This is a genomic window from Marinomonas pontica (assembly GCF_036322735.1).
In the GTDB taxonomy this organism is placed as follows: domain Bacteria; phylum Pseudomonadota; class Gammaproteobacteria; order Pseudomonadales; family Marinomonadaceae; genus Marinomonas; species Marinomonas pontica.
The window spans coordinates 3068503-3083623 of sequence record NZ_AP027271.1 but is presented as its reverse complement, the minus strand read 5'-3'; the positions used below and the strand labels follow the sequence as shown (position 1 = coordinate 3083623).

Genomic DNA, 15121 nt, shown 5'->3' with positions numbered 1-15121 from the left:
ATTCATTTCGTCCTAAACAGTAGCCAAAGAAAATACGGCGCGCCGAGAATGGCGGTCATGATGCCTGCGGGCAATTCAATGGGTGGATCAATCGTGCGTGCCACCAGATCGGCTAACAACAACAAGGTCATGCCAACTAGAATGGCGCAAGGTAAAAGAATTTGATGACGACCACCAACCAAACGTCGTGCCAGATGCGGTGCGACCAAACCTAAAAATCCAATAGGCCCACAAATAGACACGCACGCCGCCGTCATGCCCACCGCAATCGCCAATACCGCTAAACGCGTGACGGGAATTGAAACTCCCAAGCTGGTGGCGACATCATCGCCTAGTTGTACAAGGTTGATGCGTTTTGCCAGCCAAAAAGCAACGGGAACTAAGATCAGCCAAGGTAAGATCATGGTGACCTGATCCCATCCGCGCCCCCATAAACTGCCCGTTAACCACAACAACGCGTTGTTGATTTCTAAGGGGCGCGTCAGCATGAGAAAGTCGACCAAACTACCGTACAAAGTGGCTAAGGCAATACCAGTAATGGCTAATTTGATCGCACTGCTGTGTGAACCGCATAACAGCCACAACACCAAGGCCGCGAGCAATCCGCCGCACAGGGCAGTCCAAGGTAGCCAATACACAGACACATCAGGGTATAAGGTCATGAGCAATACCGCTGCCAAACCAGCGCCATGACTGACACCTAATACATCGGGAGAGGCCAGCGGGTTGCGAATGACGCCTTGTACCAAGGTGCCAGACAGCGCCATCATACCGCCGACTAACATGGCCAACAGGGTTCTAGGTAAACGGTATTCATGAATGGTGAAATAGAATTCTGATGTTGGCTGAAAGCCTGATAGCAGGTCATTGAAAGTCAAGCTGACCGCGCCAAAAGACAGGTTCATCATGACCAAAACACACATTACACACAACAAAAGAGCAGAGAGCGACAGCGTTTTCATGACGTTTTCGACCTGACCATATAGATGAAAAAAGGCGCGCCAATTAACGCAATAATGGCTCCAGCTGGGGTTTCCATCGGAAAAATAATGGCGCGACTCACTATGTCAGCAAGCACCACTAACGTGGCGCCCATGATAGCGGTCAATGGCAATATCTTGCGGTAGTCTTGCCCAGTTAAGGCTCTGGCGATATGCGGAACCAGTAAGCCAACGAACGCAATGGCCCCTGCCGCGCTGAGCGCTGCCCCCACAAGTATTAATACTAAAACACTGCAAATCATCCGAACCAGACCCAGTTTTACGCCCAGGCTGCGCGCACTGTCTTCGCCTAAATTCAGTAAGTTTAAGGTTGGACCGACCAAAAAAGCCGCGCTTAATCCAAACAGAGCCATAGGCCACAGTGGTTGCCAATCATTCCAGCGTGCGTCAGCCACGCTGCCTGCTAACCATGTCATTACGCCAACGGCTTGATCTTCGTACAGCATGATCATGGCTTTGGTTAAGGCCGCACAAAGGGCGGAAATAGCCACTCCAGCTAACACAAGGCGACCATGTTCATTGCCACCACGCCATGCGGTTCCCAGAATCATGACCAGACTCCACGTTATTGCCCCACCGATGATGGCCGCGACAGAGGTGCCGAATACCCCTAACCACGGCGCGACAGTCGACACGGTTGCCATGCCCAACGCGGCGCCAGCGTTCACACCAAGTACAGAAGGCGAAGCCAATGGGTTTCGAGTGAGTCCTTGCATGATGGCACCCGCTACCGCTAAGCAAGCTCCCACCGTGCCAGCAATCAGAACTCTGGGTAAACGTAAATCTAAAATGATGCGATGGGCGATGTTGTTAGGGTTAGGTGACGTGAGAGCTGATAAGGCTTGTGTCCCGCTGATGGGGATAATGGACCAGGTAAAAAGAGACAGCCAAGCGAATACACAAAGCAGAAAGGACAATGCGATGCATTGTCCTAAAAAGGGCAGTTTTTGCAAAAATGATTTCATGGAGGTGGGTTAATTAAACACCTTGACCAAGTCCTCGGCCATGCTTTCTGCCGCCATAATGCCACGACAGCGCGCCCAAACATTGCCATCAACCCTATAAACGCGATGATTACGAGCGACTTGTAAAACCGACCATAAAGGTTCGTTTTGCCACTTATTGATGATGTTTGGTGTGACATATTCGCCCACTACTAAATAGTCAGGGTCAATGGCTAATAATTGTTCCAAGCCAATTTGGCGGCTGGCCTGTTTGTCACTGCGGTTTAACTCGGGGTTTTTCAGCCCGAGTGCATGGATAACGCCACCGGCGTAAGAATCGGCAGTGTGAATGAACAAATCATCTTTTCGTGCCACAGTAAATTGCACTTCCGCGTTATTAGGCAGTTGCTTTGCATAGCCTTGCATAAGAGTTTTGTGTTTGGCTAAACGCGCTTGCATTTCTTGGTCCTTGCCGATGACTTTGCCAATGGTGGCTGCGGCTATTAAGTTGTCTTCATAGGTTTCGCGGCGTGATGGTAAAATCAATGTTGGGGCGATTTTTTTCAAATCGTCATACACGCCTTCGTGGCGGCCAATGTCGGCAATGATCAAATCGGGTTTTAGCGACGCAATGACTTCAAGGCTGGGTTGTGAGCGGGTGCCTACGGATTGAAAATCGCCAATGATGTCTCGCACTTGTTTCAGCACACGTTGAGGGTCTTTGTCGTCGGCAATACCAATAGGACTGACGCCCACTGCTGCCAATGCGTCAGCGAAAGAAAACTCTAAAACCACAATACGCTTTGGGGTGTAGTCGAGCGAAAAACGGCCTTTGCTGTCTTCTACGGTGACGGCATGAGCTAATGAACACAAACAGAGCGTGAGCGCGGTAACAGCAAGGGACAGCAGACGTTTCATAGACAAGGTCTTCATTATTAAAAGTTTCGATAATAGTAACACTTCTCATTTCTGTGTTAAGTGTTTTCTTAGCCGAAACGCGTTTTGAAGCTTTTTATCACGGGGTGCGATTAAATACTTTCGCCCGCCTCGATTTGAAACGGTAAATCGATGATTTTTTCGGAGACAGGATGACCTTGCAAGCGCGACAAAAGGTGCTCCGCCGCGAGACGTCCCATTTCTTCGCGAGGGGTAATAACCGTGGCGAGCAAAGGCACCATGGCACGGGAAATGTCGTGGCCATGAAACCCCGCGATGCTAATGTCGTCAGGCACTTTAATTCCCGATTTCTGGCACGCGTACAGCGCACCGATGGCCAAGTCATCGTTGGTGCAGAAGATGCCGTCGGTATCAGGTTGTTGTTGCAGGGCGTCTTTTAAGAAGGTCGCGCCGAGTGTGAAAGAGGACGCGCTATTGGTTTTCAAGCACAAAGGCGTTAAGCCGTTGTCGTGCATGGCGCTTTCGTAACCTTTGATTTTGAAGAGGGTTCGTTGGTCCATTCGGGCGGCGAAATAAACGATTTTTTGGCGCCCGCGTTTGATCATAAAATCGGTCATGGCGTAGGCCGCGGCTTCGTTGTCGATACCAATGGCTTGTTCAATGGGCGGCGACACGGAGTCCATGATTTCGATAACCGGAATGCCTGCTACGGCGAGCATTTTTCTCACTCGCTCAGTGTGATAACTCTCGGAAATAATCAAACCATCGACACTGTAGGAAAGCAGAGTGGCGATGCGCGCTTCTTCGGCTTCTTTGCTGTAACCATAGTGCGCCAACATGGTTTGGTAACCCGCTGGTTCGAGAACGGTTTCAATCCCGCGAATGACTTCAGCGAAGACTTGGTTGGTTAATGACGGCAGCAAGACGCCAATCGCATGGCTTTTGGATTTGGAGAGGATGTCGGGGGCTCGGTTTGGAATGTAGCCCAGATCTTCTAAAGCGTCAGCGATTTTACTCTGCAAGGGCACAGAGACTTGGTCTGGATTACGAAGAAAACGGCTCACCGTCATTTTCGTGACACCAACTAAGTCGGCAACATCTTGTAGGGTAGGGCGCTTCTTTTTCATATCTGAGCTTTTCATATTAAAGGGACATATCCATGTTTTGTTACGAGTAACATTATCATAAGCCGTTCTTGGCTAGAAACAAAAAAGTGCGTATATCTTTGCGAAAAAGCAATAAAAACAGAGATTAATGGGAAAGTAAGTGTTTACTATCTTGCCTTTGTTAGCTGCAAAAGCGGATCGAATTTGGTCTTAAATAAAAGAGACACGAACCGCTAGGTTGTGTCTCTTTTGTGCGATTTAGTGCGTGGGCGAGTTCGCTAACAGCGTGAGCGCTTCCTTCAATACGGCATCGGCATTTTGAGAAATGTCGATGACTAAAGCTTCGTCTTCTGTTGGCTCAACTAGGGTCGCGAACTGGCTTTCGAGCATTTCTCGACCATTAAAATAATGGCCATCGCGCTTTTGGTGGCGTTGCCAAATGGTGTCGATGCTGCCTTTTAGGTAGATCATGGTGACATCATCTAAGCCATTTCGAAGCATGGCACGATACTCTGGTTTCAGCCCTGAACAGGCAATTACCGCGCTTGGGTTGTCGGTCAATATAGCGTTCAGTGTTGCTAACCAACCTTTTCTGTCATCGTCGTTCAGTGGTGTGCCTTGGCGCATTTTGTCGACATTGGCTTGGCTGTGAAAGTCATCGCCATCAAAAAAGGGATAGCCCAATGTGTCGGCGATGCTCTTACCAATAAGGGATTTACCAGAGCCTGATACGCCTAATACTACAATTCTTTTTGTCATCTTCTTTAGTCCTCATGCCTTGCTGAAGCCAGCAAGGCTGTGTCGTTCAAAAAGCCGTATTGAACGGCATGGTCGCAATGGGTTATTTCCACCAAAGGGCCAGCTCAGGGAAGAATATGACCAACGCGAGCACGAATACTTGCAGACCAATAAAAGGCAGCAACGAGCTGAATATCTCGCCAAGACTGATGTCTTTTGGCGCCACTGATTTCAAATAAAACGCCGCTGGGCCAAACGGAGGAGACAAGAATGACACCTGCATGTTTAAGCAGAACACCACACCAAACCAAATAGGGTCTAAGCCAAGGCCTGTAATAATTGGTACGAAAATGGGCATGGTTAATAACGCCACACCGACCCAATCTAAGAACATGCCTAAGACGAGTAGAATCAGCATCATGATCATGATGGTGCCCATCACGCTGCCGCCGCTTAGGGCGAGAATGGTTTCTTCAACAAAGTCGATGCCGCCCATTAAGTTATAAACGCCAACCAAGGCCGTGGCGCCAATACCGATCCAAATGATCATCCCGCAGGTGCTCATGGTGGCTTTGGCGCTGTCTTTTAGCATGGCTATATTCAGCTCGCCACGAATCGCCGCACTGATCATAATGCCGACTACACCAAGCGCAGACGCTTCTGTCACCGAGGCCACACCGGTATAAATACTGCCTAGCACCATCATTACCGTCAGCAATGGAAACAGCAGCGCTTTGAAATAATTGACGTCGCGTTCAGAGGCCAATTCTTCTTCGCTTGGCAGTGGCGCGTAGTCTGGATTAAGTCGACAAATGACCAATACATACGCCATGTAAGCGAAGGCCAGAATAAACGCAGGCAAGAACGCCGCTTTGAATAAGTCGCCAATGGACACGCTGGCGGTTAAGCCATAAATGATCAACACGATACTAGGCGGTAGCATGGTGCCTAATGCGCCACCAGCACAGGTCACACCAATAGCCAATTTGCGGTTGTAACCAAGACGCAGCATTTGCGGTAAGGCTAAGATGCCTAGCAACACGGTCTCACCACCGATAACGCCAGACATAGACGCTAGAACGATAGCAACCAATAGCGTTTGAACCGCCACGCCACCGCGCAATTTACGGCCAAATACCTTCATCGCGTCGAACAGGTCTCGGGCGATACCGGAGCGATCCAACAAGGCGGCCATCAGCACAAACATCGGCACCGCAAGGAAAACATACCCCCCGACAAAGCTGTATAAACGGCTGGTGATCAAAGGCAATGCGCCCACACCGAACCAACCGATGGCAAACACCAAGGCCACCAAAGCGGTAACGAAAGCCAATTGCATGCCGGTTAACAGCAACACAATCATAGAGCCGAGCATTAACAGGCTGCCGTAGCCGATGCCCATTGCGGATAAATCAAACATCTTTGCGTTTCCTTAAACCATTTAATTCTTGTACTAGGTGCAAGAAAAACTGCACAAACATGATACATAGCGTCATGAATATCATGCCTTTTACCAAGGCAGGGAAAACAGGATTCCAAGCGGAACCAGAGGTCTCTAAACGAACATCACCAAATGGCGTAAACCATGAGTCTTGCACCATTTGATACGCTGCCCAGCTTAATAAGCCAGAAAACAGCAGCCCCATGATGTGATGAAAAACATTTAACCAACGACGGGTTTGGTCAGACACGATGTCGTAAATCAATACCACGCGAACGTGCTTGTTAATCGACAACGCATAAATGCCGCCGTAAACGAACAAACAACCACCAAGAAATGAGGCGGTTTCGTGTACCCAAATAGTCGGGGCGTTAAACACATAACGCATGAGGACTTCGTAAAAGGAAATGCCCACCGTAAAAACAAACAGCAAACTGATGAAATTCCCAATATTGAAAATAACACGGTCTAACGCGTTTCTGGGCTGTTCCGAATGGTCTATTTGTTCTGCGTTATCAAGAATGTCTGGATGAGTGTCGTTTTTCATGATCATGATCCAATGAAAAGCAGGCGCAGATAACATCTGACAATGCATCGCGCCTGTTTTGCAGGGTTAAAAAGGCTTCTAGGAAAAATTAAAGAAGGCCGTTCGCTTCTAAGTACGTCGTAATAGAATCGTAGACTTTTTGAGCGTTGGCAGAACCTTTTGCGAACTCTTCCCACTGAGTACGAGCAATCGCACGGAATTTCTTACGTTCATCCGCAGACCAGTCGTGGATCGTGATGTTTGGATCGGCTTTCGCAGCTTTAACCGCGGCTTGGTCAGCAATGCGTAACTGTGTTGTCATGTCTTCTGCGAAGTCACGAACAGACACGGTTAAGATGGCTTGAATGTCGGCTGGCAGCTTGTCCCATTTTTTCTTGTTCATTGAAATATCGATCAATGGCAAAGAGTGGAAACCAGGCTGAACTGGGTGACGAGCAATGTCGTTCATACCGGCTTTTTGGTTAGTAGAGAAAACCGTGTAGTCAGCCGCGTCAATAACGCCTTTGCTTAGCCCTGTGAACACTTCAGAACCTGGTAGGTTAACGGGTGCGGCACCGGCTGCTGCGAACACGCGCTGAACCAAACCTTCAGGAGCGCGAAGCTTCAAACCTTTTAGGTCTTCAACGCCATCAAGCGGCACGCGAGACACAAACGATTCCACACCGGTCGTAGAACCGCCAATGAATTTCACGCCATAAGGAGCGTAAAGTTCGTTCATTAGCTCGTAACCGCCACCGTAGTTAACGTATTGCAATAATTGCTGAGTGTTTGACCACGCACCAACTGTGTTACCAATTAGGCCAAAAGCGGGATCTTTGCCCGAGAAAAATTCGGTCGCTGTGATCTGGCCATCTAGGATGCCCATTTTTATGCCATCTAGGGTTTCAGTGTGTTTGAAAATACTGCCAACAGGAAGCAAGTCGATATGAACACGGCCGCCAGTCATTGTTTCGACGCGTTTCGTCCATTCTTTTTGTACTTGGAAGTTTTTGTCGCCCGCAGGATCAGAGGATTGAAACTTGAAGTTGTAATCCGCTGCGATTGCAGACGTAGATAGAATGCCGGCCATAGTGGCGGTCAATAGCGTGGTGCTGAATTTATTCATGGTATTGCTTCCCATTATTATTTTTTGAAAAAGCCATTAGTTAGAACGGTTTTTAAACGATAGCTTATCAGTTACGGAAAATGTTACCGGTAACTAAGGTGTAATGTTACCGATAACATTTTGCCTGAGTCAAGCCCCTTATTCATGCAATAACGTCGGTTAATGATAGATGATTGATATTTAAAGGGATCTTTTTTTGGGGCGAATCGACAGGAGCAACATCGCGATGCGGCAGCCTTGCTTTAGACATTGGTCTAAGAAGCGTTTTGTTGTCTATGATAAAAGCGCACACTCTGGACAATCGGTAAATGAGTTTGGGTCGCTGAACTCGCCTTAATGAGAATAATAAAATGGCCGCCATCGACATTCCTGAAGTTCATAAATTTATTGAAGCCACGCCGCCTTTTTCGAGCTTAAACTTGCTCGAACGTAAGCAGTTACTCACTGGCGTATCTATGCTGTATGTAAGGCAAGGCCAAACCTTGGCGTTAAAAGACGAAGCGGCCACTTTGCATCTGATTCGTCGGGGAGCGTGTGAAATCCGCACCCCAAAAGGTGGGCTGGTGGATCAAATTGCCGATGGGGAATGCTTTGGTGTGTCCAGCGTGATGGCGCAAAATCCAGACGGTTTGCAGGTCGTCGCGATGGAAGACAGCTTGGTGTATCGCTTTGACAAAGCGCATTTTATGGCACTGTTGGAAAAGAGCGAAGCGCTGGGTCTGTTCTTCGAGCACACACAACACAATCGCCTGCGCAAATTGTCTCGTAGTCAAAGCAACGAACTGGCGTCGCCGGCGTTACAACTTTCTACCCCTGTGTCGAATATCATGACGCGCCAGCTGGTGTTGGCGACGCCGGACGAAACCATACAAACCATTGCCATGCGCATGACCGCGGCGCGGGTGAGTTCTATTTTGGTGGTGGAAAACGAGCGATTGCTTGGCATTGTGACGGATCGAGATTTACGTTCGCGCATTTTGGCGCTAGGCGGCTCAGCCGATTCTTTGGTGAAAGACACCATGACAGTGGATCCAGTCAATGTGCGCCCTGATGCGTTGGTGATGCAAGCGCAAACCATCATGAGTGAAAGCAACATCCACCATTTACCCATCGTGGACGAAGAGCAGCGCGCCGTCGGCATGTTAACCGCGGCGGACTTGCTGCGACATCAAGAGCTCAGTCCCTTACTTTTGATCAATCAAATTCATCGTCAACAATCCATTGAAAGCCTCGCCCGAGTCTGCAAACAATGGCCGACCTTGATCATCAATCTGATCGTCACCGACATGAAACCCGCCGATATCGGAAAAGTGTTGGCAACCGTGAGCGACAACCTGACGCGACGAGTGATTGAACTGGCCATGGACCAATGCGGTCCTGCGCCAATGGCCTTTCAGTTTTTGGTGTTTGGATCACAAGCAAGGCGCGATCAATCGTTGGGCAGTGATCAAGACAATGGTGTGATGTTAGAGCGCGAACCGACCGCAGAAGAAAACCACTATTTTGCGACGTTGTCGGACGTCATCTGCCAAGGGTTGGCGCTGTGCGGTATTCGTTTGTGTCCTGGCAATATCATGGCGAGCAATCCAGAATGGCGACGCACTCAGGAAGGCTGGCGAAAAGCGTTCGAAAAATGGATCAAAAGCAGTGCGCCAAGCGCATTACTGAATGCGAGTATCTTCTTCGACATCCGTTGTGTGTATGACAGCCGTCAGCTAACAGACAAAGGAGACAGCGAGGCCGTAAAAAGCTTAATTAAGAGCATGCAGCAATACGTTGCCCAAAACAGCGTGTTTTTAGCGACCTTGACGCGTAGCGCGCTGGTGACCAAACCGCCATTGGGTTTCTTTCGTCATTTTTTACTGGAATCGTCAGGTGAACATAAAAACCAGCTAGACCTGAAACACCAAGGCTTGGCGCTCATCAACGACGTCGCGCGCCTGTATGGCTTATCCTGCAAAACTTACCGAGCAGGCACCTTGGATCGAATCGAGCAAGCGATTCGAGAAAAACTCATCAGCGTTGACACCGCGCGTAACCTAATCGATGCTTGGGACAAATTAAACGGCTTGCGGCTTGAAGCGCAAAGTCGCCACTGGCAAGCTACGGGTAAAGCCAGCGCGTATCTGGATCCGAAAGACTTGAGCCCATTAGAGCGCAAACATTTAAAGACCACCTTTGGCATCATCAGTGATGTGCAAGACGTCGCCCAGCAGCGATTTTTAAGAGGTTACAGCTAAATGGCGTTTAATGTCCTACAGGCACTCACCGCGTGGAATGTGTCTCGCCAAGCGGCCAAGCGAGTGTGGTCGCAATGGGATTATCTCGTCTTGGACATCGAAACCTCGGGATTAGATTCCAAGCAAGATCACATCGTCAGCTTTGGTTGGGTGTGCATCCATAACGGGGTGATCGACCTAGATAGCGCGCGTCATATTGTGTTGGACAGTGCTGAAATTGGCGACAATGTCGGCATTCACATGATCACCGATGCCGATGTGCGTCAGCAGGGCAAAAAACAAGAAAGCGTACTGCGATACCTGAGGCAGCTCTTACGGGAACGTGTTTTGGTGATGCATCATGCGCCATTGGAATTGAGCTTTTTAAAGCAGGCGTGGCAAAACGAAACCTTGCCCGCGTTTTCCGCCAGTTGGTTAGACACCCTCGCTATTGAGCGCACCAAAGCCAACCGATCTCAACAACCCATTCAAGATGGCGGCTTTCGCCTTGGCGCCTGCCGAGAGCGCTACGGTTTACCCGAGTACCAAGGCCATGACGCGTTAACCGACGCCTTGGCCACCGCAGAGTTACTGCTTGCTCAAATTGCTTACCAAGGCCGCGACTGCCGGTTACAAGATTTAAAACAACTTGGCGGGGGAAGGGTCAGGTTCGCGACGCGCTAAGGGAAACTGATCCTTGTGTTAGTAACCCTGAGCCACTAACTCCTAACTCCTAACTCCTAACTCCTAACTCCTAACTCCTAACTCCTAACTCCTAACTCCTAACTCCTAACTCCTAACTCCGAGCTGGTTGCGGTGACAGCCCCCAGTTCTCTTCTTTTGGCTCGGTGGCTAAGACTCTTGGGTTTTCCGACCAATGTATTAGGCTCATTTCGCCTCTGGCGGATTCGGTTAGGGCGGTGCAGTGTTCAACCCAGTCGCCGTCGTTGCAGTAGAGGATGTTGTCCTTTTGTTGGAACGAGGCGAAGTGGATGTGGCCGCAAATGTAGCCGTCGACTTTTTGGTTTTTGGCGGATTTGATGGCAGCGGTTTCAAAACGATCGATGAATTCTTTTGCTTTGCTGATGTGACTTTTTAAGTAACCCGCCAGTGACCAATACGGTAAGCCGATAAAGCGTCTCACGCCGTTTATCCATTGGTTCAGTGACAACATAAGCCCGTGGGCTTTGTCCCCGATGGCTAGCATCAGAGGGCTGATTTTTACCATCTGATCAAATTCATCACCGTGGCTTACGTGAAAGGTGCGCCCGTTGGCGGTTTTGTGACGCGCGTTGAGTTTGATCTCTATGCCCGACAAGGTTTGACCCGCGAACTGACGAAAGAAGGCGTCGTGATTGCCCGGAATGTAAATGACTTTGGTGCCGCATTTCGCCATTTCGAGTATGTGTTCAACGATGCGATGGTGAGCATCGACAAAGTAAGCTTTATGACGCATTTCTTGCAGGTCGATAATGTCACCGACCAGATACAAGGTATCGGTTTTGATGGTTTGCAAAAAATCGAGTAAGTGTATGGCTTGGCAAGATTTTGTGCCGAGGTGTACATCAGAAATGAAAACCGATCGAAATGTCGTCTGCATAAGCGCCTCCTAGACTGTCTAAAGTCAGAGTAAAGTGACTTTATGACAGACTTGTGAGGGCTTTGTGACAGTTCGGTCACAAGGAGATATTAGCAGGCTAGCTCTTGAGATTGGGCCTGTTGGTAAGGCTGCAAAAAGATGTGATTGCCGCCTTTTTGTTTGGCGGATTTTTTCGACTGCGCCGCCATTTCCGCCACTTGGTGATGGTTGTTGCATTGTCTTGGGTTGGGGTGAACCACGCCAATTGCGAGGCTCAGAAGTGGGTGAAATAGCACTTCGCCTTGACGGTTTTTGGTCCACACTCCCCCTTCTTGTAAGGTGTCTTCTGTGTAGAAAGCGCGTATTTGTTGGGAAAACTTCGTTAGGATGTCTTCGCATTGTTGGTGCCAATTGTCATCACCAAAGATCACCACAAAATCGTCACCGCCAATGTGTCCGATAAAGTTATTGTCGGGTAAGACCACTTCTTTTATCAAGGCGCCAACCAACTGTATAACTTCGTCCCCGATCGAATAGCCAAAAAAGTCGTTAAAGGGTTTAAAGTCGTTAAGGTCAAAATACGCGACATAGAAGTCTTCATTCGCTGACAAGCGGCGGCTGACCTCTCGATGAATTGGCACATTGCCCGGTAGCAAGGTAAGCGGGTTGGAGTAGGTGGCGTTTTGAATTTTTAATTCGGTGATGCGCTTGAGCAGGTCTTTTAAATGCCCTGTGCCAATGAATTTCCCTTCTCTGACGACAATGATTTCATTATTTAGCGTGTCGGCTTCTTGGTCGGTCATTTGGGTGGACACGCTGGATAAGCTCACGTTGCTTTCAACAATCAATACATCGGTGCTGAGCAAATTAGTCACGGGTTTGTGTTCGTATAATGCTCGGCCATACGGTGTAGAGAACAACTCGTGCAGCTGGTGACGACGTACTACGCCAAGAGGCTGCTGGCTGTTATTTAACACTGGAATAGCCACTAAATCAGGCTGCTTCTTAAAGAGCTGTGATGCGTCTTCTAGTAGGTTCTTTTCTTGTAAGTACGGTGTTGGGCGACACAATGTCTGCACAGTCTCGGAGTGATCCACCTGAAATTGTGAACGCCTCTGAGCCTGCTTTTGCAAATACGGGTGCGTGGAAAAAGCGGGGTTTTCCACTGGGCGACCAAGGAAGTAACCTTGGCCTAAGGTGACGCCTATTTCGATCAATTGATCCAGTTCTTGTTGCGTTTCTATGCCTTCAGCAATCAGGATGCAGTTGAGTCGTTGGGCGATGGTTAAAATAGAGCGCACGAACTCGCGTTTTATTTCGTCTTTGTCGATGCCTTGTATGAAATGCTTGTCGACTTTTACAATGTCGGGCTGCAATTCAGACCAGAGTTGTAACCCAGAATACCCCACACCTAGGTCGTCGATGGCGACTTGAAAGCCCATTTCCCGATAATGTTCGACACTGCTTCGTGGCAGCCCGTTGTGGTCGTATGGGTGTTGTTCGGACAGCTCAATGACGATGTCTTTTTGGTCTAACCCCAGCTCATTCAATATCGCGAGGGTCATGCCAGATTGGTGTTCTGGGGAACCCAAAAGGGACGCACTGACGTTGAGAAATAGTCGCCCTTTTAAGGCTAGCTTCGCGAATTTTGATAAGGCTTTTTCTCGACATAATAATTCTAATTTATGCAACTTGCCTTCTTGCTGAGCCAGGGTAAATAAAGGGTCAGGAGAAAATAAAGCTGAGTTCATTGGACCGCGTGAGAGTGCTTCGTGGCCGTAGATTTCACCGTTGTTCAAATCGTAGATAGGTTGGAAATATGGCGTGATTAACCCATTAGAAAGGATTTTTTCAAGCAAGGTAATGTTGTTTGTTGGGCTCATTATTTCTCTAATACTTCTTAATTGAACAAGGGGTATAGAGTGATTTTATGTCATATTTGTGACATTTTGATGACGGGTTTTAAGAGGAAAACGACGAAGTAATAAGTAATATAGGTAAAGTAAACAGGGGAAAACAAGAGATCTAGTAAGAGGAAGCCCCGTTACCGGATCGATTTTTTATTATTGCCTTTCGATCATCGGGAACATTGGGTTCTTTGTGTCGCTGCTTTGTTTGCGGCTGAAACGGCTATTTTGGTTTTTTGTTTAACGTGAGATAACGGTAACAGTCAGTTCAAATAAAGACGACAAAATACTATTTAACTTAGTGCTGAGACGCAGATTTCAAAGAACGTGAAGCGCTTAGGTTAGCAAAAAATGCTTTGACGCTCGCGGTCATTTTTTTAGCAATTTCAGCGTAATATTCACGGCGTAATTCGTAGGCTTTTTCTACGTAGTAGTCTGCATCAAGGTTGCCGAATGCGTCGTATTTAAGATCGTTTTTCATAGTAAATCTCCTAAAAAGTGAAGTTGTATTCGATGTTGCTAATGATAGGATCTGACCAATCATTCAGCAAACGATCAATTTTCAGTTGATAGGTTAGAAAAATTCATCATATCGAAGGTTGGTTGCTCAGTACTCTAAATTTACCGGGCGGTACCCCTGCGGAGCGCTTGAAAAACCGCGAAAAATACCCTGGGTCTTTAAAGCCTAAATCGTAACTTATTTCTTCCACCGAACGTGCTGTGTATATCAGGCTGCGTTTCGCTTCTAACAATACTCGGTCGTGAATTAAGTCGAGCACACTTTGGTTAAAGGTGGTTTTGCTTAGGCGGTTTAAGCGGCTGGTAGAGATGCTCAGTGCGTCCGCGTATTGGTGGCTTGTCCAGTGTTCGCGATAGTGCGCTTCGATCAATTCTTTCAACTGATGCGCATGGCTGGTTTCGGTTTTGTTGGTCGTGTTGTTGCTGTCATGACGGAACTGCCGGTACAGCAAAATCAGAATGGCTTTTATTAGATATTCACTCATTAAGGCCCGACCTTCACGAATCCGTGTCGATTCACTTTCTAACTGCTGGATCAGCGGCCAGAGTTCAGAAAACAGGTTGCGATGTCCGTTAAAGTCTATGTAGCAAGGCTGGCTAAGCAAAGGTTTGATGAAGCTGGTGGCTTTTTCTTGATGGGTTTCTTCTAAAAGGGGTTCGGCAATGCTGATCACTCGGCCATCCGTGTCTGGTGCAAACCGAAAACCATGCACCACGCCTGCCGGTACTATGATGGCCCAGGCGCCTTGTAATTTGTGCTGTTTTTCATCGAGTTGTACTTTTACTTCGCCCGATTTCAATATCAGAATTTGAAACAACTGAGCATGGCGGTGCGGGGTTATTTTCCAACCAAGGTCACTGCTGCGGTATTCGATGTCTTCGATATGAAAAAACTCTGGGTCGTTGATCCAGCTGGATTCACCGTACAGACCGAAATGAGGGATCGTTGATTGCTTCATATTTTTCGTCGCTGTCTCTCTCAATGTACAGTATGTGCACTTTATTATTTTAATGATTCAATCTTATTGATTGGATGAAAATACGCCTTTTAAGCGGGTTTTATCGGCTAAAAACATCGAAAAATAACATTTTTAAACAGATTAGATGAATTTATTAAA

14 protein-coding genes are annotated in these 15121 nt (G+C 48.0%); 2 read left to right on the top strand and 12 right to left on the bottom strand.

Annotated features, from left to right (window positions below):
• Positions 1-2 precede the first annotated feature (2 nt).
• The 8 genes from fecD to AABA11_RS14525 form a co-directional block, all read right to left on the bottom strand.
• Complete coding sequence (gene fecD / locus AABA11_RS14560) at positions 3-962, bottom strand: Fe(3+) dicitrate ABC transporter permease subunit FecD (RefSeq protein WP_265728602.1); 960 nt, start codon at positions 960-962, stop codon at positions 3-5.
• The gene (locus AABA11_RS14555; RefSeq protein ID WP_338269069.1) at positions 959-1966 is read right to left on the bottom strand and encodes an iron chelate uptake ABC transporter family permease subunit; all 1008 of its coding nucleotides are present in this window, start codon (positions 1964-1966) and stop codon (positions 959-961) included. The genes fecD and AABA11_RS14555 overlap by 4 nt, the downstream gene beginning before the upstream one ends.
• 9 nt (positions 1967-1975) lie before the next feature.
• On the bottom strand, positions 1976-2863 hold the full coding sequence (locus AABA11_RS14550; protein WP_338269067.1) for a Fe(3+) dicitrate ABC transporter substrate-binding protein: 888 nt from the start codon (positions 2861-2863) through the stop codon (positions 1976-1978).
• A gap of 110 nt (positions 2864-2973) precedes the next feature.
• The gene (gntR, locus tag AABA11_RS14545) at positions 2974-3984 is read right to left on the bottom strand and encodes a gluconate operon transcriptional repressor GntR (protein ID WP_420915704.1); all 1011 of its coding nucleotides are present in this window, start codon (positions 3982-3984) and stop codon (positions 2974-2976) included.
• A 222-nt stretch (positions 3985-4206) separates the two neighbouring features.
• Positions 4207-4707: a gluconokinase gene (locus tag AABA11_RS14540; protein WP_338269064.1), complete on the bottom strand. Its 501-nt coding sequence runs from the start codon at positions 4705-4707 to the stop codon at positions 4207-4209.
• 82 nt (positions 4708-4789) lie between these two features.
• A complete protein-coding gene (locus AABA11_RS14535) occupies positions 4790-6106 on the bottom strand; it encodes a TRAP transporter large permease (RefSeq protein WP_265728597.1) in 1317 nt (438 codons plus the stop codon).
• Entirely contained in the window at positions 6099-6674 is a 576-nt protein-coding gene (locus AABA11_RS14530; RefSeq protein WP_265728596.1) for a TRAP transporter small permease subunit, read from the bottom strand. The genes AABA11_RS14535 and AABA11_RS14530 overlap by 8 nt, the downstream gene beginning before the upstream one ends.
• A gap of 88 nt (positions 6675-6762) precedes the next feature.
• Positions 6763-7779, bottom strand: a complete 1017-nt coding sequence (locus AABA11_RS14525) for a TRAP transporter substrate-binding protein (protein WP_338269062.1) — start codon at positions 7777-7779, stop codon at positions 6763-6765.
• Positions 7780-8129: 350 nt separating this feature from the next.
• Here AABA11_RS14525 and AABA11_RS14520 point away from each other — a divergent pair, with 350 nt between their 5' ends.
• The gene (locus tag AABA11_RS14520) at positions 8130-10019 is read left to right on the top strand and encodes a DUF294 nucleotidyltransferase-like domain-containing protein (protein ID WP_265727231.1); all 1890 of its coding nucleotides are present in this window, start codon (positions 8130-8132) and stop codon (positions 10017-10019) included.
• Positions 10020-10682 (top strand): 3'-5' exonuclease, encoded by a 663-nt coding sequence (locus AABA11_RS14515; protein ID WP_338269058.1) that lies wholly within the window; start codon positions 10020-10022, stop codon positions 10680-10682.
• A 112-nt stretch (positions 10683-10794) separates the two neighbouring features.
• Here the strand turns inward: AABA11_RS14515 and AABA11_RS14510 are convergent, their stop codons facing one another.
• The 4 genes from AABA11_RS14510 to AABA11_RS14495 all read right to left on the bottom strand — a co-directional run bounded on the left by AABA11_RS14510 (position 10795) and on the right by AABA11_RS14495 (position 14962).
• Positions 10795-11598, bottom strand: a complete 804-nt coding sequence (locus AABA11_RS14510; RefSeq protein ID WP_338269055.1) for a UDP-2,3-diacylglucosamine diphosphatase — start codon at positions 11596-11598, stop codon at positions 10795-10797.
• 89 nt (positions 11599-11687) lie between these two features.
• Positions 11688-13460, bottom strand: a complete 1773-nt coding sequence (locus AABA11_RS14505; RefSeq protein WP_338269054.1) for a GGDEF domain-containing protein — start codon at positions 13458-13460, stop codon at positions 11688-11690.
• Positions 13461-13782: 322 nt separating this feature from the next.
• The gene (locus tag AABA11_RS14500; protein WP_265727235.1) at positions 13783-13965 is read right to left on the bottom strand and encodes an RSP_7527 family protein; all 183 of its coding nucleotides are present in this window, start codon (positions 13963-13965) and stop codon (positions 13783-13785) included.
• A 106-nt stretch (positions 13966-14071) separates the two neighbouring features.
• Positions 14072-14962 carry a helix-turn-helix domain-containing protein gene (locus AABA11_RS14495; protein ID WP_338269052.1) on the bottom strand — a complete coding sequence of 297 codons (891 nt, stop codon included), beginning with the start codon at positions 14960-14962 and terminating at the stop codon, positions 14072-14074.
• Positions 14963-15121 lie beyond the last annotated feature (159 nt).

Bases quoted from the DNA above. Each gene is read 5' to 3' on its own strand.
- AABA11_RS14555 (WP_338269069.1), bottom strand. From the start codon at position 1,966: ATGAAATCATTTTTGCAAAAACTGCCCTTTTTAGGACAATGCATCGCA.
- fecD (WP_265728602.1), bottom strand. From the start codon at position 962: ATGAAAACGCTGTCGCTCTCTGCTCTTTTGTTGTGTGTAATGTGTGTT.
- AABA11_RS14535 (WP_265728597.1), bottom strand. From the start codon at position 6,106: ATGTTTGATTTATCCGCAATGGGCATCGGCTACGGCAGCCTGTTAATG.
- AABA11_RS14520 (WP_265727231.1), top strand. From the start codon at position 8,130: ATGGCCGCCATCGACATTCCTGAAGTTCATAAATTTATTGAAGCCACG.
- gntR (WP_420915704.1), bottom strand. From the start codon at position 3,984: ATGAAAAGCTCAGATATGAAAAAGAAGCGCCCTACCCTACAAGATGTT.
- AABA11_RS14525 (WP_338269062.1), bottom strand. From the start codon at position 7,779: ATGAATAAATTCAGCACCACGCTATTGACCGCCACTATGGCCGGCATT.
- AABA11_RS14495 (WP_338269052.1), bottom strand. From the start codon at position 14,962: ATGAAGCAATCAACGATCCCTCATTTCGGTCTGTACGGTGAATCCAGC.
- AABA11_RS14530 (WP_265728596.1), bottom strand. From the start codon at position 6,674: ATGAAAAACGACACTCATCCAGACATTCTTGATAACGCAGAACAAATA.
- AABA11_RS14515 (WP_338269058.1), top strand. From the start codon at position 10,020: ATGGCGTTTAATGTCCTACAGGCACTCACCGCGTGGAATGTGTCTCGC.
- AABA11_RS14510 (WP_338269055.1), bottom strand. From the start codon at position 11,598: ATGCAGACGACATTTCGATCGGTTTTCATTTCTGATGTACACCTCGGC.
- AABA11_RS14500 (WP_265727235.1), bottom strand. From the start codon at position 13,965: ATGAAAAACGATCTTAAATACGACGCATTCGGCAACCTTGATGCAGAC.
- AABA11_RS14550 (WP_338269067.1), bottom strand. From the start codon at position 2,863: ATGAAACGTCTGCTGTCCCTTGCTGTTACCGCGCTCACGCTCTGTTTG.
- AABA11_RS14505 (WP_338269054.1), bottom strand. From the start codon at position 13,460: ATGAGCCCAACAAACAACATTACCTTGCTTGAAAAAATCCTTTCTAAT.
- AABA11_RS14540 (WP_338269064.1), bottom strand. From the start codon at position 4,707: ATGACAAAAAGAATTGTAGTATTAGGCGTATCAGGCTCTGGTAAATCC.